Below are 24,395 nucleotides of genomic sequence, written 5' to 3'. Positions count from 1 at the left end.
ACCAGAAACATCGTTAAAATGTGGATTTTGGGTTTGCATGTTAAGCCCCCCGCCGGTTGCGAGCGCCCTCGCATGAGTATTCCGGGAGTTAAAGGTACTGAGCTCTAGTCAGCATTTTGCTTTTAGTGCGTAAGACACACCTGGACAGTGCAAAATCTCCCGGAATCCCGGGATACCCACAATAGTAGGCATAATTGTACGCTAGAGCTTAGGATCTTTAATCCCTCTTGATCGGTGCGTAGACGATCAAAATATCTTTTAATTGATAAAGTACTTTCAAAAGATTGGCAAAAAAAATTAAAGCATTAGCTATGCTGCACACTCGTAAAAGAGTGTTGTTTGAGGGGCTGTGGTTTGAAGTCAATAGGGGGAATTTGCTTTAAGGGAAGGCGGATTTTTATAGATTGTTGTTTAAATATTTAAAGATCAGTGTGGTTTTTTGGGTTTGCACTTTATGCTCCCGCCGGTTGCGAGCGCCCTCGCATTGGTATTCCGGGAGGTTGAAAATACTGAGCTCAGTCAGCTTTTTGCTTTTAGTGCTTATCACACTTGGACAGTGCAAAAACTCTCGGAATTCTAGGATACCCACAATAGTAGGCATAATTGTACGCTAGAGCTTAGGACCTTTAATCCCTCTTGATCGGTGCGTAGACGATCAAAATATCTTTTAATTGATAAAGTACTTTCAAAAGATTGGCAAGAAAAATCAATATGCAGCCAGTGCTGTTTGTAGGGCGGGGCTCTAAAGTCAATTAGGAGGGAACGCGCTTTAAGGGAAGCTGGTCGTGTTGATAGATTATTGTTTGCAAAACGGTGCGGGGTTAGAAAGTTTGTCTTTTGCGGTGCGGGGTGGAAGTCAAGATGGTTTCGCGTTCTTTTCATAAACGTAAAGTGGGGGATTTGGTCTCATGGTTTATATTATTTATGGAGGGGAAGGCTTTATGGTGATCTTGCATAAATGCCTTTGTGAAAAGGAGAGGAAGGTGTCTTAAGGGATGCCTCTGGTGATCACTTTTTTAAAAAAATTTAAGAAATGGGTCTTGTTTTAGTGCATGGATTTATGTGAGACTAAAATTTTTGACTTTAATTTAGAAACTATAAAACAATCTGCTTTATAGAATTTTAGGAAGTGCACCTTTCATTTAGAGGGACAACAATTATGCTACATGGTGAACTAACAAATCCGGAAACAATGGGAATGTTGCATTTGTTTATGCAAGCAAGTCTCGTCGTTAAAGTTGTTATGGTTGGGTTGCTGCTTGCTTCCGTCTGGAGTTGGGCCATTATTTTTGATAAAATTTTTACGTATCGGAGAATACGGCGTGAAATAAAAAAATTTGAACGGACATTTTGGTCAGGCAAAGCGCTAGAAGATCTTTATGTCGTCTGTAAAAGTCAACGTACTAATAGCATATCTGCTGTTTTTATGGCGGCAATGGCTGAATGGAAAAAATCTCTTGAAAAAGGAACCCATACTTCGACAAGTTTGCAGAGCAGAATTGATAAGGCGATGGATCTGACACTGGGACGTGAAAGTGAAAAAATAGAATCAAGGTTAAGTTTTCTTGCAACATTGGGATCTGCGGGTCCCTTTATCGGCCTTTTTGGAACAGTGATTGGTATTATGCAGTCTTTTCTTTCTATTGCAGCTTCTCAAAATACTTCTCTTGCCATTGTTGCACCAGGAATTGCAGAAGCACTTTTGGCAACAGCTATTGGTTTGTTTGCGGCAATTCCAGCCGTTATTGCTTACAATAAGTTGTCCCATGAAAGTGCACGCATCATTGCACAAATAGAAAATTTTGCTGATGAATTTTCAACAATTGTCTCGCGGCGTATTGATGAGACGCGTACAGCACCTTCCCCTTTATAAAAAGGAGCTTATCCCATGGGAATTTCTGTTGCTTCTTCTTCTCGAAAAAATACACGGAGACGGCATCATTCACGAAGCCAATTGATGAGTGAGATCAATATTACCCCTTTTGTGGATGTGATGCTGGTGTTGCTCATTATTTTCATGGTTTCTGCCCCCCTTTTGGTAAACGGTATTCCTTTGGATTTGCCACGCAGTCAAGCGGGCCCCGTTCGCGCGCAAAAAACGCCTCTTACGGTTTCACTTGATGCACAAGGGCGCTTTGCCATTTATCAAGATTATTATGAAAATTCACAAGCGTTGATTGCACAGCTTAAAACTCTTCTGGAAGCCGATCCTACACAAAAAGATCAACGGATTTTTGTTCGGGTTGCTAAAACTGTTGAATATCAACAAGTCTTAAAATTGCTCGCAGATATTCAAAAGGCAGGGTTTTCTCAAGTTGCGCTAGCAAGTCTAGCACAATAAATAATAAAATTGACCATAAACAGTTGTTTTTAAAAAGAGCACAGCGTGATTAAAAGTGAAAAAATACAAGGTATCAATTAAGGCATAAAGAATGAACAAAGACTCCTATCATAGCATGAAACGAGGCTTGGTTTTATCCCTTGTGGTCCATGTTATTTTGATCAGTTGGGGTGTGGTTCAGTTTACGAACTTTGTTTCTTTGCCACAACCATTGGAAGCAATTCCCATCACTCTTGCACCTGTGAGCGAAGAGTTTTCCTCTCAACAAGGTGCCGTGGAGGCGCCACTCCGTGCAATCCCAGCCGTTAAACCAACCACTGCCCCCCAAGAGATAGAAGATGCTCGCCATATTGGAGAGGGACAACGAGATAGTCTTGTACCTTTTCAACCAAAGGAAAAGCCGCGTCCCGTTGAGACTACACCGCCGCCGCCAAGCAATCCATCAAAACCATCTAAACTTACAGAATCTGTCGAAGCAAAAATAGAGGAGATTTCAAAAACACCAAAGGAAGCCCTCAAGATTGCACAGGAGGTTCCTTTAAAAGCACCAGAAGATGCACCTAAGATTGCATCGGAGGTTCCTTTGCAAGCGCCGGAAGATGCGCCTAAGATTACACAGGAGGTGCCTTTAGAAACACCAGAAGTTGCGCCCAAGATTGCACCGGAGGTGCCTTTGGAAAGGCCGGAAGATGCGCCCAAGATTGCACCGGAGGTGCCTTTGGAAACACCGGAAGATGCGCCCAAGATTGCACCGGAGGTGCCTTTGCAAGTACCGGAAGAAGCGTCTAAGATTGCACCGGAGCTTGAGCATAAAAATGAAGAGAGGATATCGCCGAAAGAATTGGCTCCAACGGTACAAAAGGTACCGGCAGAGCAGGTTGTTCATCAGGCGCCTAAAATTGTCCTTCCGGGAAAAATTCTTCTTCCGCAATTTAAACCAAAATTTGACGAAAAATTTCCAATGAAGCAAGAGGATACGTTGAATCAAAAGGCGTCAAAGCTTAACAAAAAAAATCAAGAGAAACAGACCATTGAAGATATTTTAGCACTGGAAGAAAATAATTTGCTCAATCGTGCGCGGTCACAAGGAGGGGGAGCAAAACGTTCTCATACACCAGAAGCAATGGGGGCAAGAAAAAATATTCATGATACCACAAAAATGGCACAAACATTGGTCAGTATTGCAGGGGGATGTATTCAACAGAAACTTAAACTTGTGGCACTTGGTGGCGATTTAAAAAACCGTCCCGTCGTGCGGTTGCGGTTTTACTTAGACCGTGAAGGGATGGTGGTGGGAGATCCTATCATTGATCCCGTAAGTGGTCTTGAGAGTCAACAAGCGATTATGATAAGGCAGGTATATGCCGCTGTCTTTTCATGTCAACCTTATGTAGATCTTCCACGTGATCAATATGATCTGTGGGGGCAAGGTTTTGACTTTAATGTTGATCCTCTCCAAGAAATAAGATGATAAATGAAAGAAAATAAATTTGCTTAACGAAAGGACGCATTCCATGATGACTATAACAATACATAAAGTTTTTAGGTGGTTTATAGTCACTTGCGGTTTGTGGCTTTCAAGTCTCTCATCGGGTTATGCGCAATTGAAAGGAACAATTTCCAGCGCTGATTTTAATCCCATTCCCATTGCAATTACAGATTTTATTTCCAATGATTCAATTGGATTGAAAATATCTGCTGTGGTGACAGCCGATCTTGAACGGTCGGGGCTTTTTTTACCCCTTGATAAGGAACATTTTTTTGAAAAAATTTCTAATCCGAATAAACAACCCCATTTTGATTCATGGCAGAAAATAAAAGCACAAGGTTTGGTGACTGGGCAAGTCATGAGAGAAATCGACGGACGTTTGAGAGTCGATTTTCGTTTATGGGATGTTTTTGGACAGCGACAATTGAAAGGACGGCGTTTTTATACCGCGACAGAACGTTGGCGGCGTGTGGCCCATATGATCGCCGATGAGATCTACAGCGAGATGACAGGAGAAAGTGGGTATTTTGATACAAGAATTGTGTTTATCGATGAAACAGGCCCCCAAAATGCACGCATTAAACGTTTAGCCATGATGGATCAAGATGGCGCTAATTTGATTTATATGTCTGATGGAAGTGAATTGGTGTTGACACCGCGTTTTTCACCCAAAAGACAAGAAATAACCTATATGGCTTATGAGGATAATCAAATCCCTCATGTTTATCTCCAACAAATTGAAATGGGGCAAAGAGAGTTGATTGGAACGTTTAATAACATGACAATTGCTCCGCGTTTTTCTTCTAATGGACAAAAAGTCATCATGAGTTTGTTGCAAAATGATGGAAGTGCAAATCTTTACACCATGGATTTGCGGACCCGTACAATGACACGGCTGACAACAACTTCTGCCATTGATACCTCTGCTTCTTATTCTCCAGATGGAAAACAAATCGTCTTTTCCTCAGACCGTAGCGGAAAGCCGCAAATTTATAAAATGAATGCCGATGGCAGTGATATTCAGCGTATTTCTTTAAACGAGGGGAGTTATTCGACACCTATTTGGTCGCCACGGGGTGACTATATCGCCTTTACAAAACAATTAAGCGGACAATTTTCTATCGGTGTTATGCACCCTGATGGACAAGGAGAACGAATTTTAACCACAGGGTTTCACAATGAAGGACCAACTTGGGCCCCCAATGGTCGTGTGCTGATGTTCTTTCGTAAAAATCCCGGTATGGGTCCCAAAATCTATACCATTGACATTACAGGATGCAATGAACGTCAACTTCCCACACCCAATGATGCTTCTGATCCAGCATGGTCGCCATTGCTCAATGTACAATAGAACACCTTCTTGATAAAAAGATGAAAACAGAGAGGAATATAGTCTATACAGTCTCAATAATCTTTAATCATTTAAAAAGAACGAACCAGTGATAGGGGGTATGGGTGGTTCTATCAATTTCATCTAGCATCGGCTGTCTGTTTATGGATCATAAAATTTTCTCAAGGGGAAAATGCAAAAACAATTTCTTGAAAAAAATCGCGCTGTTTTAAGGTTTCTAGATTGCCATTATTCTATAAACTGTTGCTATAGATATTTTTGACTTCCTTTCTGATCGGGTTTGCTCACAGTCCAGATTGTTGACAAGCAGGTCTTTCTGCTTTCCCTCTGATGTGTTTTCTTGAACGAAAGAAAATTCTATGGCCTTAATTTATAAGACGATGGGTCACGTAAAATATTGCATGTTTCCAGAAGCTTTTGATGTTGTATAAAAGAGTAAGCCAGCATTATACAAGCCTCTCATGTTGCAATAGCCTTACAGCCTTTGAGACGATTTATGAAAAGGTATTTTTCTCCTTTAAGGTTTACGCCACACGGGATTTTCTGCTTCATAATGTGCACATCTATGATTTTGATTGATGCACCCTACACACAGATTTGGAATGAGAGAAATTGACGCTATTTAAAGGACCTCATTCAAGTTCAGTAATGATAAATTTTCTTTGTAAATCAATATTATAAGGGATATTGTTTTCCGTTTTAAGCAAATCTCATGTGTGAGAAGAGGAACATGTTTTGAGAAAATCCAAATTGTTGATAGATCAGATCGGGGTGAAATTTTCATCCCTTGCGGGAAGGGCGGAAAGGGGACTGTTTAAGAACAAATGGAAAGGCGCTATAGGGATACTCTTTGGGGCATGTAAAAAGCTCTGAGGCTACAGTGTGTCTTGGCTTTATAAATGATTGACCCCGCTTTTGATGCGGGGCTTTTGTATGTGTACCTAAAGAAGAGAGGGGATAGATTTTTCAGTCCCCTTCGATGAAGAGAGAGCTCAATGATGAGAATTATACGGACAGTTTTGCTAAAATCTCATCGCTGACATCAAAATTAGCATAAACATTTTGCACATCATCATCTTCTTCTAATGTTGAAATCAGTCGTAAAACGGATAAAGCTTTTTCTTCATCTATTGGAGCAAGGGTAGTGGCTTTCCAAATTGTTTTAATCGATTCTGCTTCACCAAGTTTTGCTTCAAGTGTTTTTGAAACTTCACCAATATCTTCAAATGCACAGGTAATATGATGTCCGGTTTCTTCTGATTGTATATCTTCAGCGCCGGCTTCAATGGCTGCTTCCATGATGTTGTCGGCGGTTCCTGCTTCTGGCTTATAAATTATTTCCCCAATCCGATTAAACATAAAACTGACAGAGCCTGTTTCCCCTAAGGCTCCTCCTGATTTGGTGAAGGCGGCACGCACGTTTGAAGCGGTGCGGTTACGGTTATCGGTTAAAGCTTCAACAATAACGGCAACACCGCCTGGTCCATAGCCCTCATAGCGTACTTCATCATAATTTTCGACATCGGTTCCTGAAGCTTTTTTAATCGCGCGCTCAATATTGTCTTTCGGCATTGACTGTGCTTTGGCATTTTGGACAGCCAGCCTTAAACGTGGATTCATGGTGGGATCAGGAGCACCTTGTTTTGCTGCTACGGTAATTTCGCGTGCAAGCTTAGAAAATATTTTCGAGCGCATTGCATCTTGACGCCCTTTACGATGCATAATATTTTTAAATTGTGAATGGCCTGCCATAGTTTTCCTTCCTGTTTGAGGGCTTCTTTATGGGGTGGGTGTTCTCTTTAGAAGTTAAGGCAATAAAACCACGCATCCCGCCAGAATAAATGTGCCACAGCATGAGGTGAAATAATCGAATAAATCCCTTATAAGAAAATTCATCTTAAAGGTAAAGACACCTTCGTTGAGGATCATTCCAAGAGAGGTCTCTTGTCGTTGGACAAAAATCACGCTATAACAGCATATAATCTCATGGCAAAATGGTTTATTCCATGTCTCGCTTTATTCTAAAAGTGGGTGGAAAAAACGAACATATAAGAACATATAATTAAGAAGTTCTAGTGCTCTTGAGTGGGCGGTAACCTGCCTCATATGAAGAGGCGCAGAAGAGGATTTATAAAAATGGCAACGCAACTTTTGATGCCCAAGGCGACAGCTGTTTGGTTGGTTGATAATACAGCTCTTTCTTTTGAGCAGATTGCAGAATTTTGTAAATTGCATGTCTTGGAAGTAAAAGCTATTGCCGATGGTGAGGCAGCTTATGGTATTAAAGGTCTCAATCCGATTAATTCTGGGCAGTTGACGCGCAGTGAAATTGCACGGGTGGAGGCGGATCAAAACGCACGCTTGAAAATTTCTCAATCGAGGGTGCGCATTCCGGAAAAAAAACGTAAAGGAGCACGCTATATCCCTCTTTCTCGACGTCAAGATCGCCCCAATGGTATCTTATGGTTGGTGACCAACCATCCCGAGTTAAAAGATGCACAAATTGCACGGTTGATTGGGACAACAAAAGCAACGATTGAACAAATCCGCCTTCGCACCCATTGGAATAGTGCCAATTTGTCTCCTCTTGATCCTGTAGGGCTTGGCTTGTGTTCTCAAATCGATTTAGATTTTGAACTCCAGCGTGCAGCAAAAAACCGCCCTGTTGCTGCAGAGGAAGATAGGTCATTGCTTCCCGCCTCTGTGACGGAAAATGCTTCTCTCGAAGAAAATGAGAGTGAAGACAATTCCCACAAGACTTTTGATGCGGATAAAGTTTTTGCAAAACTGAACGCGCTGCAAAAAAATCGTCAAGATCAAGAGGAAGCGTAAACCACATGACGTATCAGGGTAATGTTTTTCAATTTCTCATGGGGATGTTAAAGGAATAGCTGGAGAGAAGAAAAATTGGCAGAGACTGAAAAATGATGACAAAAAAGAAGAAAAATTTCGTCTTCATTAGGAATTAACGGTTATTCTTAAAAAATATTTTTAAGAATTTATCCTTCTTTACGAAATTCAAGGAGAAACGGACTATGCGTTCTACTAAAAATACTCTCTCTCATTCCTTTGCGATCTTCTTTTTTTTCTTACTGTGTTTGGGGGGGTGTGGTAAAAAAAATATCGATGCATTTCACGGTATGAATCATGCCGGTTTAAATCAAGCATCTCCAGGTTCAGAACAAGAATTTACGGTTAATGTGGGTGATCGCGTGTTTTTTAGTCTCGATTCTTTTTCACTTGATGCGGATGCTGAACGTATTTTAACACGCCAAGCAGAGTGGTTGCTTCATTATCCTTATTATTCTATTATGATTGAAGGTCATGCTGATGAGAGAGGAACACGTGAATATAACTTGGCACTTGGACAGCGCCGTGCTGTTGCGGTGCGGAATTATCTCGTGTCTCTTGGTGTGTCTGCGCAACGGATTCAAACAATTTCTTACGGAAAAGAAAGACCTGTAGCGGTATGTGATGACATTTCCTGTTGGAATCAAAATCGACGTGTTGTTACAACGCTTGGTGGTATGAACAGTCATTAAAAATAGAATTGTTTGTCTCAACTATTTATATTTAATGAGTTTAAAAGGGGAGAAAAGAATGTATCGTAAAATCAATTGGAATACGATCTTTTATATGGCAGTTTTCATAGCTTGTTCTACTTCATTTGCTGAAAGTGCGGCTCGAAAGGCTTCTGAATATCCAGCACATGATACGGATAAAGTTGATGCTGCTGATAAAGCCACTTCCGATGCGGTGAAAAACGCCACAGACGCTGCTGAAAAAGCTGCTTTCGATGCGGTGAAGAACGCCACAGACGCTGCTGAAAARGCGGCTTCCGATGCAGTGAAGAACGCCACTGATGGGGCTAATAAAGCCGCTTCTGATGCGGTGAAGAACGCCACAGACGCTGCTGAAAAAGCTGCTTTCGATGCGGTGAAGAACGCCACAGACGCTGCTGAAAAAGCTGCTTYCGATGCGGTGAAGAACGCCACAGACGCTGCTGAAAAAGCTGCTTTCGATGCGGTGAAGAACGCCACAGACGCTGCTGAAAARGCGGCTTCCGATGCAGTGAAGAACGCCACAGACGCTGCTGAAAAGGCGGCTTCCGATGCAGTGAAGAACGCCACGGACGCTGCTGAAAAAGCYGCTTCTGATGCGGTGAAGAACGCCACAGACGCTGCTGAAAAGGCGGCTTCCGATGCAGTGAAGAACGCCACTGATGGGGCTAATAAAGCCGCTTCTGATGCGGTGAAGAACGCCACAGACGCTGCTGAAAAGGCGGCTTCCGATGCAGTGAAGAACGCCACKGACGCTGCTAATAAAGCTGCTTCTGATGCGGTGAAGAACGCCACAGACGCTGCTGAAAAAGCTGCTTTCGATGCGGTGAAGAACGCCACTGATGGGGCTAATAAAGCCGCTTCTGATGCAGTGAAGAACGCCACAGACGCTGCTGAAAAGGCGGCTTCCGATGCGGTGAAGAACGCCACAGACGCTGCTGAAAAGGCGGCTTCCGATGCGGTGAAGAACGCCACAGACGCTGCTGAAAAAGCTGCTTCTGATGCAGTGAAGAATGCCTCTGGTGTTTCGGGTCACCAAGGGATTATTTTAGAGAATCAGCAGGATTTATTTAAAGATTATGATTTAGATAAGCTTTTGCATAAGATACGGATAGTGCTTGAGCATAACAATTTAAAAAATGTTAACAAGCAGTTTCACCTGCTTTTTGATAAAAAAGATTCTTCCATTTATTCTTGTTTCGTTGAAAATGCCGCTTTGGATGTAAAATCTCAGACTGTAAAAGAAGAGATGGTACAGAAGCTTAGCGGGGATAATCAGACAAAGGGTGCTGATGTGAAAGACCATGATGCGAAGGAAACAGGGGAGATTTTAGAAAAGGCGTATGACGTAACGGCTCATATTGAAGCACATCAGAGTGACACTCTTTCTTCTTCCAAAGCTTTGTATAAGCAAGGGTATGATTTTATTCGTTCTGCCAACTATGTTGAGGCTGAAAAAAGCTTTTGCGCTTTTCAAAGTCGTTACAAAAAAGATTCTTTGAGTAATGATGCTTTGTTTTGGTTGGCTGAATCTTTGTTGGGACAAAAACGCTATCATGAAGCCGCACAAGTTTATCTGTCAGCATGGTATGCAGATAAAAAGAAGCTCTATACCTCCGAGATTTTGCTGAAATTAATAAGAAGTATGATCGCTCTTGAACCAAATAAAAAGGCTTGTGTTCATCGTACGAAAAAATCAAAACGCTCAAACACATTAGAGGCTGTGTTTTGTAAACCCACAAAATAAGCAGCGAGGTCGTTTTCGGTGTGCGTTAGACTGGCAAGAAATCTCTTTAAAACATCGGATTTTATTCAGGGTCAACGCGTGATTCTTGCCGTCTCAGGGGGAAGTGATTCTTTGGCTTTGATGTTTTTGGCCAAAGAGTTTTTGGACACGCTCTCTGTTCCTCCGGAAATCATTGCTGTTACGGTTGATCACCAATTGCGTAAAGAATCAGCGCGTGAAGCAGAAACTGTTGCGGAAATTTGTCGTGCCCATCACATTAAACATAGCACTGTGCGGTGGGAAGGCAAAAAACCAAAGACACATATTGCTTCCAGTGCGCGTATTGCACGCTATAATCTCTTGGTTCAGGAAGCGCAAAAACAAGGCGCATCCCTTATTATGACGGGCCATACACTCAATGATCAGGTTGAAACCTATCAAATGCGGTCTCAGCGTTTCCAAAAGAGTAAGGATACTTTGTACGGTGAAGTTGGTGCTATGCGTGATGGTGTTTCTGCGGGTGGTTTTGCCGGTGCATTGGGCGGTGAAGTGGGGGGGATGTATGGTGAAGATCATACCAGAGAAATGAGAAAAAATAGTGCTGAAAAAAACGATGGATCCCTCTATGAGCGTGGTTTATCTTGTATTCCACGTGAGGCATTGTTGCATAGAAAAGTGCGTTTGATTCGGCCGCTTCTTGGCGTAAAACGCCAAACATTGCGGAATTATTTACGCTTACAGGGAAAAACGTGGATTGATGATCCCACAAATGAAGATCGCAATTTTGAACGCGTGCGTGTGCGCCAATCTCTTCCTCCGCAAAAGTTTGCGGATATTGCTCAAAAAATAAATGAAGCCGCAGTGCAGCGTCGTCAACATGCGCAAAATATTGCCGATTTAATCTTAGCACTGGATATTACGGTTCAATATGGGCGTTGTTTCATGGTAAAGCCTCTGCCATTTTTACAAAAAAATCCCAATTTCCCTTTTGTGGTCGGGCTTTTTGCGGTGTTGATGGGTGGGGGATTTTATTTACTCTCCAATCAAAAATTGACCACGCTTGTTCAAAAACTCTGTCTCCATTCTTTAGAAAAGCGGCGTTTTACTTATGCTGGCTGTGTTATTGAATCTAACAAAGATGGTATTGCTTTGTGGCGTGAAGGGCGAAATATGAAAGAAGCTCTTGTAGGGACAGATGAAACTCTTCTATGGGATGGCCGCTATCACATTACCAATCATGGATCTGAAGCTGTAAAGGTTGGAGCAGCTAATTTAGAACAGCTGAAATTTTTATTGCAAAATAGCAATTTTGATCTTGAAAAGCCTCATTTTCCCTCTTTACAATCGCTGTTGATGATTTCAAATAATAAAGGGTGTGATATTCCTGAGTTGATTTCTCAAGCGATTATTCATAAAAATGTTATCATCAAGCGGATTATGGCGCCTTTCAATTGGCTTTCCTCACGCGAAGATGCTGCGCTGGTGAATGTTGTGGAACCTTTTTTTAATTTTGAGGTGAAAAGATAAAGAAAAATAACCCTAAAAGAGAATAAACTTTCTCTCATCCCTTGGCAAGGGGCTGGCAAGGTTATATGTTAAGGGGAACTGTTTGAAATCTATATTTGATTAAGTGGGCTGAATATGAATTCCAATTACCGCTCTCTCCTCATTTGGGGAGTTATTGCCTTGATTTTGATTGTGTCGTTTTCTTTCTTTAATGGAGATAGTCAACGTTCTGGTGGTGGAGAAGTCTCCTATTCTGAATTTTTGCAAAAAGTTGAGAATAACGAGCTGAAATCGGTGACCATTCAAGGCCAAAAATTAACAGGACAAACTGTCGAACATAGAACTGTTTCAACTTTTGCACCACGTGATCCTGGTTTGATACAGAAATTAGAAAACAAAAACGTGAATGTTAAAGCTGTTCCTGAAAGTTCTGGAAATAGTATCTTCCTCAATCTTCTTTTTTCTTTGTTGCCTGTTATTATTATTGTTGGGGCGTGGGTCTTTTTTATGCGACAAATGCAAAATGGATCACGCGGTGCAATGGGATTTGGGAAATCAAAAGCAAAGTTGCTGAATGAAGCGCAAGGACGTGTCACCTTTAAGGATGTTGCTGGCGTTGAAGAAGCAAAACAAGATCTGCAAGAAATTGTTGAATTTTTACGCGAACCACAAAAATTTCAACGCTTAGGGGGGCGTATTCCTCGCGGTGTTTTGCTTGTTGGTCCTCCAGGAACCGGTAAAACTTTGTTAGCGCGCTCGGTAGCGGGTGAAGCCAATGTGCCATTCTTTACCATTTCAGGGTCTGATTTTGTTGAAATGTTTGTAGGGGTTGGGGCGAGCCGTGTACGTGATATGTTCGAACAGGCTAAAAAAAATGCGCCTTGTATTATCTTTATCGATGAAATCGATGCTGTTGGACGACATCGGGGCGCTGGACTGGGAGGTGGAAACGATGAGCGCGAGCAGACCTTAAATCAATTGCTTGTCGAAATGGATGGGTTTGAGCCTAATGAAAGTATTATTCTTATTGCTGCAACAAACCGCCCAGATGTGCTTGACCCTGCTTTATTGAGACCAGGGCGTTTTGATCGACAAGTTGTTGTGCCAAACCCTGATGTTTCTGGACGTGAACAAATCTTGAAAGTGCATGTGCGCAATGTCCCTTTAGCCCCTAATGTTGATCTGAAAGTTTTGGCAAGGGGAACACCAGGATTTTCCGGTGCAGACCTCATGAATCTTGTGAATGAAGCTGCTCTTATGGCTGCGAGCCGTAATAAAAGGGTCGTGACCATGCAAGAATTCGAAGATGCAAAAGATAAAGTGATGATGGGGGCTGAACGGCGTTCAACCGCTATGACACAAGAAGAAAAAGAACTCACGGCTTATCATGAAGCAGGGCATGCTATCGTGGCTCTTAATGTTCCGGTTGCTGATCCTGTCCACAAAGCAACAATCGTCCCAAGGGGTAGGGCTTTGGGAATGGTGATGCAATTACCTGAAGGTGATCGCTATTCCATGAGTTATCGATGGATGATTTCTCGTTTGGCCATCATGATGGGAGGACGTGTGGCTGAAGAATTAAAATTTGGCAAGGAAAATATCACATCAGGGGCTTCTTCTGATATTGAGCAAGCAACTAAATTAGCGCGTGCTATGATCACACGGTGGGGATTTTCTGATCTGCTTGGAAATGTCGCTTATGGCGATAACCAAGATGAAGTCTTTTTAGGGCATTCTGTTGCACGGACACAAAATGTCTCTGAAGAAACAGCACGCATGATTGATATGGAAGTGCGTAAGCTTATTGATGATGCCTATAAAAATGCTACAGAAATTTTGAAAACAAAAAGAAAAGAATGGTTTGCTCTCGCTCAAGGCTTGTTGGAATATGAAACTTTAACGGGTGTTGAAATTAATGAGGTCATTGCAGGAAAGGCTCCTTCACGTACGCAGAAAGATGAAAATGCTGCGCCGCGGACTTCCTCTGTTCCAAAAACTGGAACAGTGAAGGCAGAGACCTCTGTGGTCGATGAAAAAGACGCTAAAACAGTGCCCCATAAAGCAGAGACCGTTAAAGGTGAGGCTGGCAAAGCAGAGGGCGCTGTTGGAAAGAAAACAGTAAAATCCAGCGAGACTAAATCCAAGGATACTGAGTCTAAAAAAACGCAAAGCGCAAAAGGTCCTACAAAGTCAGACAATCACTCTCAAAGTAAAGGCAGTGCTGAAAAGAAGTCAAAACCTTTGGGGTCTGATAAAGAAAAATAGGAGTTCTTTAATAACGCTTGAATGACTATGTTTTGGGAAGTTTTTTAAATTCTTTAAAAAAGGCGCGAGCACTGCTTGCGCCTTTGATTTAATATTTACCAAAAATATGGAAGTAAAAAATTAAGCAAAGTCGTTGTATTATGACAGCTTTAGGGGAGGGATAAGGTGGACTGTTACTTGGTGGTTTTGGGCCAAGGGTGTGAGGTGAGGCGAGGGATTGCCTTGTGAAGTTTGGGGTAAGGGTGTGAGATTATCCTTTGGTTGTGTTCAAGGGACGTGGAAAGTCTTTTTAGGAGATAAGCTTGCTTTATGTGTGCGGTGTAGAAACATTATTGGTTGAGCGTGATTTAGATGTGTAGATGGTGAAGAGGGTTTTTGATGATCTAAAAAGATGAGGGACGAGTCCAATGGTCTCATTTATAGGTGAGGGGGCTATTGTATCAAGGGGGGCTGTTAGCGCTTTAAAGAAAAGCCAAGGGAAGAAGGATAAAGGAAAGAGGTATGGTGCAAAAATATTTTGGGACAGATGGAATTCGGGGGAAAGCCAATTCATTTCCCATGACACCTGATTTTGCCATGAAAGTAGGGATGGCTGTAGGGGTTTTATTTCGTTCACAACATCAATCGCGTCGTGTGGTGATTGGCAAGGATACCCGATTATCTGGCTATATGTTAGAAAACGCTTTGGTTTCAGGGCTAACCGCTGCGGGGATGGAAACTTTTTTATTGGGGCCAGTCCCAACACCTGCTGTTGCAATGCTTTGCCGCTCTTTGCGTGCGGATCTTGGGGTGATGATTTCTGCTTCTCATAATCCTTTCTATGATAATGGAATTAAACTTTTTGGCCCTGATGGTTTTAAACTTTCAGATGAGATGGAAGCAAAAATTGAACAATTGATCGATACAGATCTTTCACAATCTTTAGCAAGTTCTGCCGAAATTGGTTACGCAAAACGGGTTGAGGGGGATATTTATCGTTATATTGAATATGCTAAACGAACTTTACCCCGTGATGTTGGCTTAGATGCTGTGCGTATTGTTGTAGATTGTGCTAATGGGGCGGCTTATAAAGCGGCTCCTCGTGCTTTATGGGAATTGGGGGCTGAGGTTTTTGCTATTCATGATGAACCCAATGGAACCAATATTAATCAAAAATGTGGCTCAACTGATTTAAACTCTTTAAAACGCAAAGTGCATGAAGTGCGTGCTGATGTAGGGATTGCTCTTGATGGAGATGGTGATCGTGTTCTCATTGTGGATGAAAAAGCACAAACGGTTGATGGGGATCAGTTGATTGCTGTGATTGCTGAAAATTGGCATAAAATGGGACGCTTGCGGTGTAATGGGGTTGTTACAACGATTATGTCCAATCTGGGACTGGAGCGATTTTTGAACGGTAAAGGGTTGGATCTTATCAGGACAAAAGTTGGAGATCGTTATGTTGTCGATGCTATGCGGCAAAAGGGATATAATGTTGGAGGTGAGGCTTCTGGGCATATTGTGCTCAGTGATTTTGGCACAACGGGTGATGGGTTGGTGGCAGCCTTGCAGATTTTAGCTTGTATGAAGGAAAGTCAAAGCCCTATGAGCCAATTGTGTCAACGGTTTGAACCTGTCCCGCAAATTTTAAAAAATGTAACGATTAAAAATAAAAATGTTCTGAAAAAAAATCCCGTCAAAACGGCCATTGATCAAGCAGAAAAGCGGTTGGGAAAAGAGGCTCGGCTGGTGATCCGTGCTTCTGGAACTGAGCCGGTTATCCGCCTTATGGCGGAAGGGGATGCACGAGACGTGTTGGATACGGTCGTGACAGAGTTGATGGATGTGATCACTCATCATGATGCGCTTATGGGAGCTTGAGCTTTAAGGAATCTTGAGTTTTTTTAAGGTAAGTGATCAGGTAATCTTTTGAAAAAACAAAAGGAAGATAGGGAAATGATTTGCTGGAGGAAGGTTCGCCAGCAAATCATTTCCTATGTCAAAGTCAGAGAAGCGGGTGACTTTTGGTGATGTTTTGATAAGAAGTTACCACCTAGTAATTTAGTGAAGTCAATTTTCTCACGTAGTTTAACATCAAGGTGCTGTAGTAAATCCCGCTTCAGCGTAATTTATCCTTTCGCTGTAACAGTTAATACAGACATAAAAAAATTCTCTTACTATTAATGTAGCTATTAGATATAAAAGTAATATAAAAATAAATTACCTTAAGTGTAAGAAAATTAAAGTGAGCTATGGCGCGTTGATTGTCATCTGTAACGTTGGATTATATTATTTTTCAAAGCTGTTTTCTATTCGTTAATCAAGGACAAAATTGCTTTCTGTTTTTTAGGTTTGAGTTGTCTAAAACTTTTTACAAAGAAGTATTCTTCTTTGCTGTAAATTTCTGTATCAAAAGGGGATGAGATATTTCTTTTTTTTGAAATATCTTTATAAAAAAAGGATATATCGGCTTCCAGTATGTCCGGCGATTTTCTGCAAACGTTCGGTTCCTACACGATTGAATCCTTTTTCATATTTTTGAATTTGCTGGAAGCTTGCGCCTAATTGTCTTCCTAATTCGTTTTGAGAAATTCCCATGGATTTTCTTCTGGAGCGAATTTTTTCGCCTACAGAAACGTCATTAAAATGTTGATTTTTTGTTTGCACTTTAAAGCCCCCTCCGGTTGCGAGCGCCCTCGCATTGGTATTTCGGGAGTAGTAAAGTACTGAGTTCTAATCAGCATTTTGCTTTTAGTGCTATTGCACTTGGACATAACAAAATCTCCCGGAATCGGGGAAGATTCACATAATGAGCTAATTTTTAGAACTTAGGGTTTACTATCCCTTATTGATCATTGCGTAGATAACCAATAACTCTTATTGATAAGATAATCTTGGAAGATTGGCAAGAAAAATAGTTTTTTTACTTACAAACTTTGTTTTTTAATGAGAGGCTACCATCTCTTAAACTTTTGTGTACGCTCACCAAAATCATGATATCCGATCCGCGTTTAATGAGAGGACTAACAAGCCTTAGGTTTTAAGCTCAAGGAAACCCCTTTTGGGCGCCTGACGGCGTCCTTGACCTAAAACCATAGCGGCTTGCTTTGTCCTTTTCACGCGGTTCCTAAATCATGATAAGAAGGAGAGCTTATTGGGGCATATAAGTTAAAAAAAGATAATAAAAATTATAAGGTATTTTATGCTCTATATATTTGAAAAATATAGAAAAAATATCAAAAAAAGACAATAAAATAGTTGAAAATAAATGGGGATTTTGTTATATAAATACTTACGCTGTAAGCGAATGGATTACGAAACAATCTTTCTCTGCTTTTCAAAAACTGACTGTCTTTTATTATTTAGGGAAAGGCTTGCCCATAGAGTCGGTCAGCAGTAGGTTCCCGCTGAAAGAAGTCTAAAGGTTCACAGATCGGTGCTGGGTGGAATCCCCGTTCTTTGAGGTGAGGGGTGGAGGTCAAAGTAAAAATATGGGAGGGGCTAATGGATACTCTATCTACTAACTAACTAAATAAAAAAGAGAAAAATCCAGTTTCAAAAATTCGTAGAGTGTTTTCTATCGTTCCTAAAATCTTATCTACCATATTGAAAATATGCCTTTTTTCTTTTGCTTATTCGTAAACCGGTTATTATTTTAACAGAGTTTATAGCAGGGGGGGGTTATTAGTGTTATTTATTTTTTTACTGGATATGTAGCGGGTGCAACACCCTATGAACATCAAACAGCAATGGTCATTGGTTATATCATTTGTATATTTCTAAGTTTAGCTGCCAATTGGGGATATGATACGCTCCTATTGCGTTTAGCACCCTCTAATTATGAACTTATGCTTTTCAAATAATGAGCAGAGTAAAGATAATGAAAATTTTTCTTATTATGCTCAAAAATTGAAACGTATTCTAGGTACCCTTGAAGTGGTTCTATCCCCAAATGATTACATTTTTCGTCTTTTCGATTACATCCGCTAAAGGGCGATCTCAAGGGGTATTGGTCAATTCCTGTAAATGGAAATTGTCGTGTAATATTTTGCTTTAATGGTGTCGATGTTGAAATGGTTGATTTTCTAGATTATCATTAATGAAGGAGTGCTAAGAAATGATGAAAAATCCACCGCATCCTGGTGAACTACTGCGTGAAGGTGTTATCAAAGAACTTGGTTTATCTGTTAATGAAGCAGCAGAGCGCCTTGGTATATCTCGTGTAACACTTTCTAGAGTTTTAAATGGACAATCCACAGTTAGCGCTCATCTTGCTATTAGGCTTGAAATGGCTGGTGTGAGTACAGCACGTGCTTGGCTTGCTCTGCAAAAATTATGATTTATCGAAAGCATTCTCTAAACAACAGCCTACCTGATAAAGACCGGATAAAAGAGTTTCAAACGACTGTTAAATTTTTTCAACAGAAGCATATACAAGAGAAAAATAACGCGATAACGCGTACCAAATCAAAAGATGTGATACGGGTGACGTCTTGTTTATGTAGCACATTTGTGCCACAATGAAGAGTAACCAAGAGAGGTTTTAATATGTTGAGTGAAGACGAAATTAAACGACGTCGCTTTGCAGCTAAAAATGCATTAGCAAGTCAACGTTTAGAGGGGTTGGAACCAGATCCACAGGTTGTTGAGCAAATGGAGCGTGTTATTATTGGAGAGCTTGAAACAAGTGACGTAATTAGAGATTTTTTGGAGCGGGTAAAACGTGGAGACGTATAAGGGGGAGAGTGATCCTTCTACTGATCCTGAAACTGGTGTGATGTATAACCGGTTTGAAATTCAGGATAAAACTACATTGGAGTGTGTAGAAGCTACTTTCGCTTATTAAGATCTTTTGAACTTATGCATACACTTCTTCGTGGTAAGTTTGATTTAGCGCACATAAAATAGATTCATAAAAAGCTGTTTGGTGATATATATGAATGGGCGGGGCAAATTCGTTTAGTGGATATTGCTAAAGGCAATAGTATGTTTGCGAGTTATCATCAGATTGAAAGTTATGCACCGAAGATTACGCAACAGCTTGCAAAAGAGCACTATCTGCGTGGTCTTGATATAGATGAATTTAGCCAAAGGGCTGGATGTTACATGGGCGAGTTAAATACCTTGCATCCGTTTCGAGAGGGAAATGGACGCACGTTGCGTGAATTTATAGGGCAACTTGCGCGTGAAGCTGAGCATCATATCAACTGGAAGGGTATTGAGCAACAAGAAATGATAAAGGCATCAATTGCGGCATATTTTGGTCATTCTGAACACTTGTCTGCTCTTATTCGTCAAAACCTTAATCGCTTATAACCAGCTGCGTTTATGGCGAGTGCAACAATGATGCCAAGTTTGAAAACTGTTGCTATAAACTCCCACAGTGGCATGGAAGAGCGCCCATAGATGATATTGTATCCTATAAATATAACGTAGATTGTACAAGACGCTTTAAGTGGAGCACTTAACCCCAACGAAAGATGCTTAATAGTATTATTCATTATATTTTCAAGAGTCTCCGTTACAGCGCTATTCATATCAGTAAATATGGTTATAGTTTCAAATACCATTGCACGTCCATTTCATCAAACTTTTACAAATATGATCATTTCTGATTTAATTACTATCTTGTTTTTGTTCAGCATTTTCTTTCGCTTCTCGTTCGGCTTTAGCTCGTTGTTTTGCTTCAAATTCAGCTTCACTTTTTTCATGTCTAGCTTTTTCTTTAGCCCTAAGTTCATCCATACTTTTTCTCCACTCCTCTGCTGCTTTACGACTCCTTTCTTCAACTTGTGCTTTATATTCTTTTTCAAGTTCTAAAAATGCTAACCGCATGTTTTCAAAATTTTTTGAAGTTCCTCCAAATCCACATTTCGCATCCCACTCTAAGCGTAATTTTTCATCTTTTTTTAATTCTGCGACGCTATAGGTTTTTTCACAGCCAGCAGCGATGAGTCCTGTGCAAAGTAGTAATGTTGTTATGATGATCTTGTTCATGATTAATGATTGTCCCCTTGTTTTGCAGATTTTTGCTGCTCGTCATTTTTAGAGCCAAAACCTCCCCATTTTTTACGGGTTTCAAATTCAGCTTGCTCTGCGTTTTTACAATTTTTCGATTTAAGATCCCCTGATGTCAAACATTTCACGAGTACTTCTTCCATCAGTTTTTTGTCTTTTTTTTTAATTCTTCTACGCTGTAGGTTTTTTCACATCCAGCAGCGATAAGTCCTGTGCAAAGCAGCAATGTTGTTATGATGATCTTGTTTATGTTTTTGCCCCTCTTTTTTTACCCTTTATTGACCGCGGAGTTTTTTTGCCAAAGCTTTGTATCGTTCTTTAAATTCTTCCATTTCACGTCTCTCTGCCGCTTTTTCTTCTGCTTGTTGAATCATCGCGGCAGCTTGCATTTGGAGAACTTGTGTTTGCAGTTTTGCTTGGATCGCTGATAATTGTGCCTGAATGCCTTGAATTTTACCAGCCTCTTGCGTGCTTCCAAGTTCATCGAGAAGTTTGCTAATCTTTTTTGTGTTTCACTGGCTTCTTCATAGACATCTTGGCCTTTTGAGGCTTGTCCGACTACGCGCTGTTCGGCTTTTTTCACTTCCTCTGCGTAAAAAGGCATCTACTGCTTCTTTTGATCCTGCACCCCCTGAGGGGGCTTTATATTTAAGTTCTTCTTGCCATTTTTGCGCGTTTTTGCTGGTGCTTCCACCGCCACCGCCACCGCCACCGCCACCACCGCCGCTGCCCATCGATTGTTGAAAGTTATTAAAATCAGAAGGTAGAGCGCCATTGCTCCCTTGCTGGTTAAACATTTCTTTCAATCCCTAAATGTCAGGCTTGGCATTTAGGGAGCTATATAATTGTTTCATTTGATCAAGCTGATTCTTTAATTGATCAAGCTGTTCTGTGCCTAGCTTAAATTGTTTCTGCAATTCTTGAAGATGTAGTTTGCCTTGTTCGAATTGTTTCATCATTTGTCCAAAAGCTTGAGGATCAAATACCATCATGGCTAAGGCATTTGTTTGAAAACCAAATGAAGCTGCATAGAAGGCTGGTGCACATAAAAGTTTTTTCATTGTTTTGACCTTTCTTGGAAAATGGGGAGCCATTTTTCTGGAGATTCACTAACTTCTTCCATAATGGTTTCGAGAAGTTCAATGTTTTTGATGGTGCCGCTTAAAATGGCTATTTCATCATCAAAGCTCCGTAAATTCAGTTCTGCTACAACAGAACTTTGCCCCTGCTTGATGAGAAACGCCGTGACTCCCGGCTTAATTCTGTTTGTATCAGGTTAAACTCTCGGTCTGATAATTTAAAACCTTCTACATAGTCTGAATGGTTTCCCTTTTGGTTGGGAAAATAAACCTGGGTGGGACATTGCTCTATAATGGTGTGGGCAATGGTTGAATTGATCGCATCTTTGGGGGATTGCGTGGCAAACAACATTAAACCATTCTGTTTTCGAATGGTCTTCAGCCTGTTTTGCGCAAAGGCTTTAAAGGAATCGTCCTCTAGCGCTTTCCAAAATTCATCAATGACAATGATAATACGACGCCCGTCAATGAGTGAGAGAATTCTATGAAAGAGATACATCATGAGCGGTGGACGAATTTCATCATTGTCCAAAAAGTCCGTCATATCATAACCAATAAATTTGTCTTCAATGCCTATGTCATCATCATCAGGATTGTCAAAAACCTATCCCAAGGCATTGCCTTTACACCATCTCTCTAAACGCTCTGCTATTCCCTCCCTATGGGTGGTGTCAAAAAATATTTGTAAGGCAGATATGGTCCGTTGCTCCTTAGGCAATAGGGCTAGTTGGTCAACCGCAGAGGCAATATCTTGTTTTTAAGATTCACTAATTTTTTGCCCTTCAGCAGAAACAAGCTTGGTAATCCATTGGCGTAAAAACACTCTGTCTGCTGGATTGTTATAATTTAAGCCTTTTAGCGGCGCTATGTCGGTTGGTTTCACATTTTTCAAGGGCATATAGGTGCCACCACCCGCTCTGACAAAAAGCTCTGCACCACGGTCCTTATCAAAAAAGACCATATGGGGATCATGCTTTTGAAGTTGTGCAAGGAGAAAGTTAACAATAACCGTTTTACCAGAACCAGAGGGACTACAAACAAACGTATTGCCTAAATCACCAAAGTGAAAGTTAAAATAAAAGGGTGAGCCAGCAGAGGTCTTCATCAAGGCTACCGCTGGACCCCATACATTGCCATCTATTTTGCTAACCGGAAAAGAATGAAAAGGAGAAAGAGCCGCATGATTGCGGCTGGTTATCGCACCAGAGCGGGTGCGATAAGTATAATTTCCAGGTAATTGCGCCTACCATGCCGCCGCTAACCTAAGGTCCTCACGCGCAATGACAGCACCACCATCTGTAGACGAGAACGCGCTTTGGCAAGATTATCAGCCAATTCTTGCAGCTCATCGGCAAAAACCGCTAAGGATAAATGATGCTCACTTAAAACAAAACGATTCGATTCAAGATCATCAAGCGCATTATCCAGTTCCATAATTTGTTAGCCCGCACGGTCTTCGGCATTGACCATTTTGTTTTGTTTGCGACCCATAATCTGCTTGGCAGCATTTTTGCTCTTGAAGATAAAAGATTGCGTAAAAATAAACTCAAAGGGAAGCGTTAAAAGACCATCCTCCATGCCTACTCTGGTCTTTGCTGGATATTCTTTCCAACCAAACATGCCGGCAAAACGATGTCCCGCTTCCGTGCGTATTTCTATGACTTCTTTGCCAAAAATTAGACGGTCTGAATAAACAGTCGAAGCTATCGTTCCCCATGTGAGGGGGACACGTTCACGACGCCCTCCTACCAGTTGATGGATAAACTCACTTTGCTGCGAATAAATAGTGCCGTCATGTTCATAAAGACTCAGTCTTCTTGCGCCATAGTGCTCTAAGTTTTGAATAATATCCGTGGTAATATCTTCAAGTTTACGAATGGATTCTTCATCAACTTCCGTTTTTTTTGCTTAGCTTTGCCTAAACGTTTGAAAAATTCCACTAATTTATCTGTTTTATCAACGTGCGGATTCCACAAAATTGAAAGATAAAGTTCATTGCGATAAAGCTTCTGTGAAAGCATCCGTTCACGGTATTTGTCATCTAGCTGCTTGGCAAATGCCGATCTGAAAGTGCCATCTGGATAAATCGTTTCACGTTTTCTGATGATATGGCTGTAAAGCGCAATACGTTCATCAGCAATGTTCTTAAACAGATTATTGAGCTGTTCGTGAAGCACATCCAGATCAATAATATCGGCTGTTTCAAAGTTAATGCCTTCAAGTTTAACAACCATCATGAGCGCGCGTGAATCCAGCGCAATGACATGCTTGTTTACATGTCGAACATAAGGAATGATTGCCTCTGGCTGTTTTTCACGCTTGCGCTCTGTTGTTTTCATTTCAATTCCTCATAATTACGAATTAATCGTAATGGAGAAATACTTCCCCCACCCCATAGACTAGAATTTTTGGCAAAAATACTTGTTTTTGCCATGTCAAAAGAATACGAAATTTGTTATGGTCATGTTTTAGGATTTCTTTGAATATGAAATGGATGGCAACACCAATGGTTAAAAGAAAAATATTGCCTGCCATAATAAATAATATCATCAATCTTATCCCATTTAATCCCATAGCTTCCACCGTCACGCCTGCAATCATTGCAGGGCGCGTGCAAGCAAGAAATAACGTATTCTCCGTTAGCTTCTCGTGCTCTTTCATGATTTTTGAAAGGCTAAAGATTAATGGGAAAGCATTGATACGATTTGCGATGCACCCATAACAATGCCGATGCCAACACAAACAAAAAATGCTTTACGCATTTCAACATAACAAGCAATCCATGCAAGTCCAATACCCGCAACCGCAATTGTGGCAATTTTTCCTGTTAAGGCTTTTACTATTTTTTGAAGTGCATCGTCAATTTTCCCAAACTCCTGTGCAAATGCTGGCTCACTGAGTGCAAGGAAAGCAATAAAAAGCATCAATGCTGTTGTTAGCCATTTTTTTGAGTGTTTAAAAAGGCGAATTTTGATAAAGCACGGCTATTCGTAAAGTGATTATTTATTTTAGGCATAAAATATCCCCGCGTATTAAATTAAAAATTGCTTAACATTAATTTGCTGTAATGTATAAGTATAA

15 protein-coding genes and 8 pseudogenes are annotated in these 24,395 nt (G+C 41.0%); 14 read left to right on the top strand and 9 right to left on the bottom strand.

Annotated elements, in window-relative coordinates:
- Positions 1-1,159 precede the first annotated feature (1,159 nt).
- From tolQ to tolB, 4 genes are all read left to right on the top strand, one after another.
- Complete coding sequence (tolQ, locus tag HWX04_RS05940; RefSeq protein WP_175869255.1) at positions 1,160-1,873, top strand: protein TolQ; 714 nt, start codon at positions 1,160-1,162, stop codon at positions 1,871-1,873.
- Positions 1,874-1,888: 15 nt separating this feature from the next.
- Positions 1,889-2,341, top strand: a complete 453-nt coding sequence (gene tolR, locus HWX04_RS05935; RefSeq protein WP_175869254.1) for a protein TolR — start codon at positions 1,889-1,891, stop codon at positions 2,339-2,341.
- A gap of 91 nt (positions 2,342-2,432) precedes the next feature.
- Complete coding sequence (gene tolA / locus HWX04_RS05930) at positions 2,433-3,812, top strand: cell envelope integrity protein TolA (protein ID WP_175869253.1); 1,380 nt, start codon at positions 2,433-2,435, stop codon at positions 3,810-3,812.
- Between the two features lie 43 nt (positions 3,813-3,855).
- Positions 3,856-5,181: a Tol-Pal system beta propeller repeat protein TolB gene (gene tolB / locus HWX04_RS05925; protein WP_175869252.1), complete on the top strand. Its 1,326-nt coding sequence runs from the start codon at positions 3,856-3,858 to the stop codon at positions 5,179-5,181.
- A gap of 1,005 nt (positions 5,182-6,186) precedes the next feature.
- Here tolB and HWX04_RS05920 read toward each other — a convergent pair.
- Positions 6,187-6,933 (bottom strand): YebC/PmpR family DNA-binding transcriptional regulator, encoded by a 747-nt coding sequence (locus HWX04_RS05920; protein ID WP_175869251.1) that lies wholly within the window; start codon positions 6,931-6,933, stop codon positions 6,187-6,189.
- Between the two features lie 384 nt (positions 6,934-7,317).
- Between HWX04_RS05920 and HWX04_RS05915 the strand changes: the two genes are divergently transcribed.
- The 6 genes from HWX04_RS05915 (at position 7,318) to glmM (ending at position 16,098) form a co-directional block, all read left to right on the top strand.
- Positions 7,318-8,013, top strand: coding sequence for a DUF1013 domain-containing protein (locus tag HWX04_RS05915; protein ID WP_175869250.1), 696 nt, complete (start codon positions 7,318-7,320; stop codon positions 8,011-8,013).
- 203 nt (positions 8,014-8,216) lie between these two features.
- Positions 8,217-8,723, top strand: coding sequence for a peptidoglycan-associated lipoprotein Pal (gene pal, locus HWX04_RS05910; protein ID WP_175869249.1), 507 nt, complete (start codon positions 8,217-8,219; stop codon positions 8,721-8,723).
- Positions 8,724-8,781: 58 nt separating this feature from the next.
- The gene (locus HWX04_RS05905; protein WP_175869248.1) at positions 8,782-10,488 is read left to right on the top strand and encodes a tetratricopeptide repeat protein; all 1,707 of its coding nucleotides are present in this window, start codon (positions 8,782-8,784) and stop codon (positions 10,486-10,488) included.
- A gap of 18 nt (positions 10,489-10,506) precedes the next feature.
- The gene (gene tilS, locus HWX04_RS05900) at positions 10,507-11,994 is read left to right on the top strand and encodes a tRNA lysidine(34) synthetase TilS (RefSeq protein WP_175869247.1); all 1,488 of its coding nucleotides are present in this window, start codon (positions 10,507-10,509) and stop codon (positions 11,992-11,994) included.
- A gap of 114 nt (positions 11,995-12,108) precedes the next feature.
- The gene (gene ftsH, locus HWX04_RS05895; protein ID WP_175869246.1) at positions 12,109-14,238 is read left to right on the top strand and encodes an ATP-dependent zinc metalloprotease FtsH; all 2,130 of its coding nucleotides are present in this window, start codon (positions 12,109-12,111) and stop codon (positions 14,236-14,238) included.
- Between the two features lie 501 nt (positions 14,239-14,739).
- Positions 14,740-16,098: a phosphoglucosamine mutase gene (gene glmM, locus HWX04_RS05890; protein WP_175869245.1), complete on the top strand. Its 1,359-nt coding sequence runs from the start codon at positions 14,740-14,742 to the stop codon at positions 16,096-16,098.
- 428 nt (positions 16,099-16,526) lie between these two features.
- Here glmM and HWX04_RS05885 read toward each other — a convergent pair.
- A pseudogene (locus HWX04_RS05885) lies at positions 16,527-16,884 on the bottom strand (helix-turn-helix domain-containing protein).
- Between the two features lie 1,349 nt (positions 16,885-18,233).
- On the opposite strand from HWX04_RS05885, the gene HWX04_RS08655 reads away from it, so the two are divergent.
- From HWX04_RS08655 to HWX04_RS08650, 4 genes and pseudogenes are all read left to right on the top strand, one after another.
- On the top strand, positions 18,234-18,317 hold the full coding sequence (locus HWX04_RS08655) for a type II toxin-antitoxin system RelE/ParE family toxin (RefSeq protein WP_246257499.1): 84 nt from the start codon (positions 18,234-18,236) through the stop codon (positions 18,315-18,317).
- A gap of 17 nt (positions 18,318-18,334) precedes the next feature.
- Positions 18,335-18,593: pseudogene (locus HWX04_RS05875) on the top strand (HigA family addiction module antitoxin).
- A gap of 172 nt (positions 18,594-18,765) precedes the next feature.
- Positions 18,766-18,954, top strand: coding sequence for an antitoxin VbhA family protein (locus HWX04_RS05870; protein ID WP_175869244.1), 189 nt, complete (start codon positions 18,766-18,768; stop codon positions 18,952-18,954).
- A gap of 225 nt (positions 18,955-19,179) precedes the next feature.
- Positions 19,180-19,533: a Fic/DOC family protein gene (locus HWX04_RS08650; RefSeq protein WP_246257497.1), complete on the top strand. Its 354-nt coding sequence runs from the start codon at positions 19,180-19,182 to the stop codon at positions 19,531-19,533.
- Here the strand turns inward: HWX04_RS08650 and HWX04_RS05860 are convergent.
- From HWX04_RS05860 to HWX04_RS05830, 7 genes and pseudogenes are all read right to left on the bottom strand, one after another.
- Positions 19,530-19,787: pseudogene (locus tag HWX04_RS05860) on the bottom strand (type IV secretion system protein); the annotation flags it as partial. The gene HWX04_RS08650 and the pseudogene HWX04_RS05860 overlap by 4 nt on opposite strands.
- A 46-nt stretch (positions 19,788-19,833) precedes the next feature.
- Positions 19,834-20,214, bottom strand: coding sequence for an EexN family lipoprotein (locus HWX04_RS05855; protein ID WP_175869243.1), 381 nt, complete (start codon positions 20,212-20,214; stop codon positions 19,834-19,836).
- Positions 20,215-20,216: 2 nt separating this feature from the next.
- A pseudogene (locus HWX04_RS05850) lies at positions 20,217-20,485 on the bottom strand (EexN family lipoprotein).
- A 25-nt stretch (positions 20,486-20,510) separates the two neighbouring features.
- A pseudogene (locus HWX04_RS05845) lies at positions 20,511-21,296 on the bottom strand (type IV secretion system protein).
- Positions 21,293-23,653, bottom strand: a pseudogene (locus HWX04_RS05840) (VirB4 family type IV secretion/conjugal transfer ATPase). Before HWX04_RS05840 ends, HWX04_RS05845 begins: the two co-directional pseudogenes overlap by 4 nt.
- Positions 23,650-23,975: pseudogene (locus HWX04_RS05835) on the bottom strand (VirB3 family type IV secretion system protein). The pseudogenes HWX04_RS05840 and HWX04_RS05835 overlap by 4 nt, the downstream one beginning before the upstream one ends.
- Positions 23,976-23,995: 20 nt before the next feature.
- A pseudogene (locus tag HWX04_RS05830) lies at positions 23,996-24,330 on the bottom strand (TrbC/VirB2 family protein).
- Positions 24,331-24,395: the final 65 nt, after the last annotated feature.

Origin of the sequence: Bartonella gabonensis (assembly GCF_903679515.1) — a bacterium.
GTDB classification, from domain to species: Bacteria; Pseudomonadota; Alphaproteobacteria; order Rhizobiales; family Rhizobiaceae; genus Bartonella; species Bartonella gabonensis.
Note: the sequence above shows the minus strand (reverse complement) of the source record. Positions and strands in the feature narration are given on the sequence as shown.

Bases quoted from the DNA above. Each gene is read 5' to 3' on its own strand.
- tolQ (WP_175869255.1), top strand. From the start codon at position 1,160: ATGCTACATGGTGAACTAACAAATCCGGAAACAATGGGAATGTTGCAT.
- tolR (WP_175869254.1), top strand. From the start codon at position 1,889: ATGGGAATTTCTGTTGCTTCTTCTTCTCGAAAAAATACACGGAGACGG.
- tolA (WP_175869253.1), top strand. From the start codon at position 2,433: ATGAACAAAGACTCCTATCATAGCATGAAACGAGGCTTGGTTTTATCC.
- tolB (WP_175869252.1), top strand. From the start codon at position 3,856: ATGATGACTATAACAATACATAAAGTTTTTAGGTGGTTTATAGTCACT.
- HWX04_RS05920 (WP_175869251.1), bottom strand. From the start codon at position 6,933: ATGGCAGGCCATTCACAATTTAAAAATATTATGCATCGTAAAGGGCGT.
- HWX04_RS05915 (WP_175869250.1), top strand. From the start codon at position 7,318: ATGGCAACGCAACTTTTGATGCCCAAGGCGACAGCTGTTTGGTTGGTT.
- pal (WP_175869249.1), top strand. From the start codon at position 8,217: ATGCGTTCTACTAAAAATACTCTCTCTCATTCCTTTGCGATCTTCTTT.
- ftsH (WP_175869246.1), top strand. From the start codon at position 12,109: ATGAATTCCAATTACCGCTCTCTCCTCATTTGGGGAGTTATTGCCTTG.
- glmM (WP_175869245.1), top strand. From the start codon at position 14,740: ATGGTGCAAAAATATTTTGGGACAGATGGAATTCGGGGGAAAGCCAAT.
- HWX04_RS05870 (WP_175869244.1), top strand. From the start codon at position 18,766: ATGTTGAGTGAAGACGAAATTAAACGACGTCGCTTTGCAGCTAAAAAT.
- HWX04_RS05855 (WP_175869243.1), bottom strand. From the start codon at position 20,214: ATGAACAAGATCATCATAACAACATTACTACTTTGCACAGGACTCATC.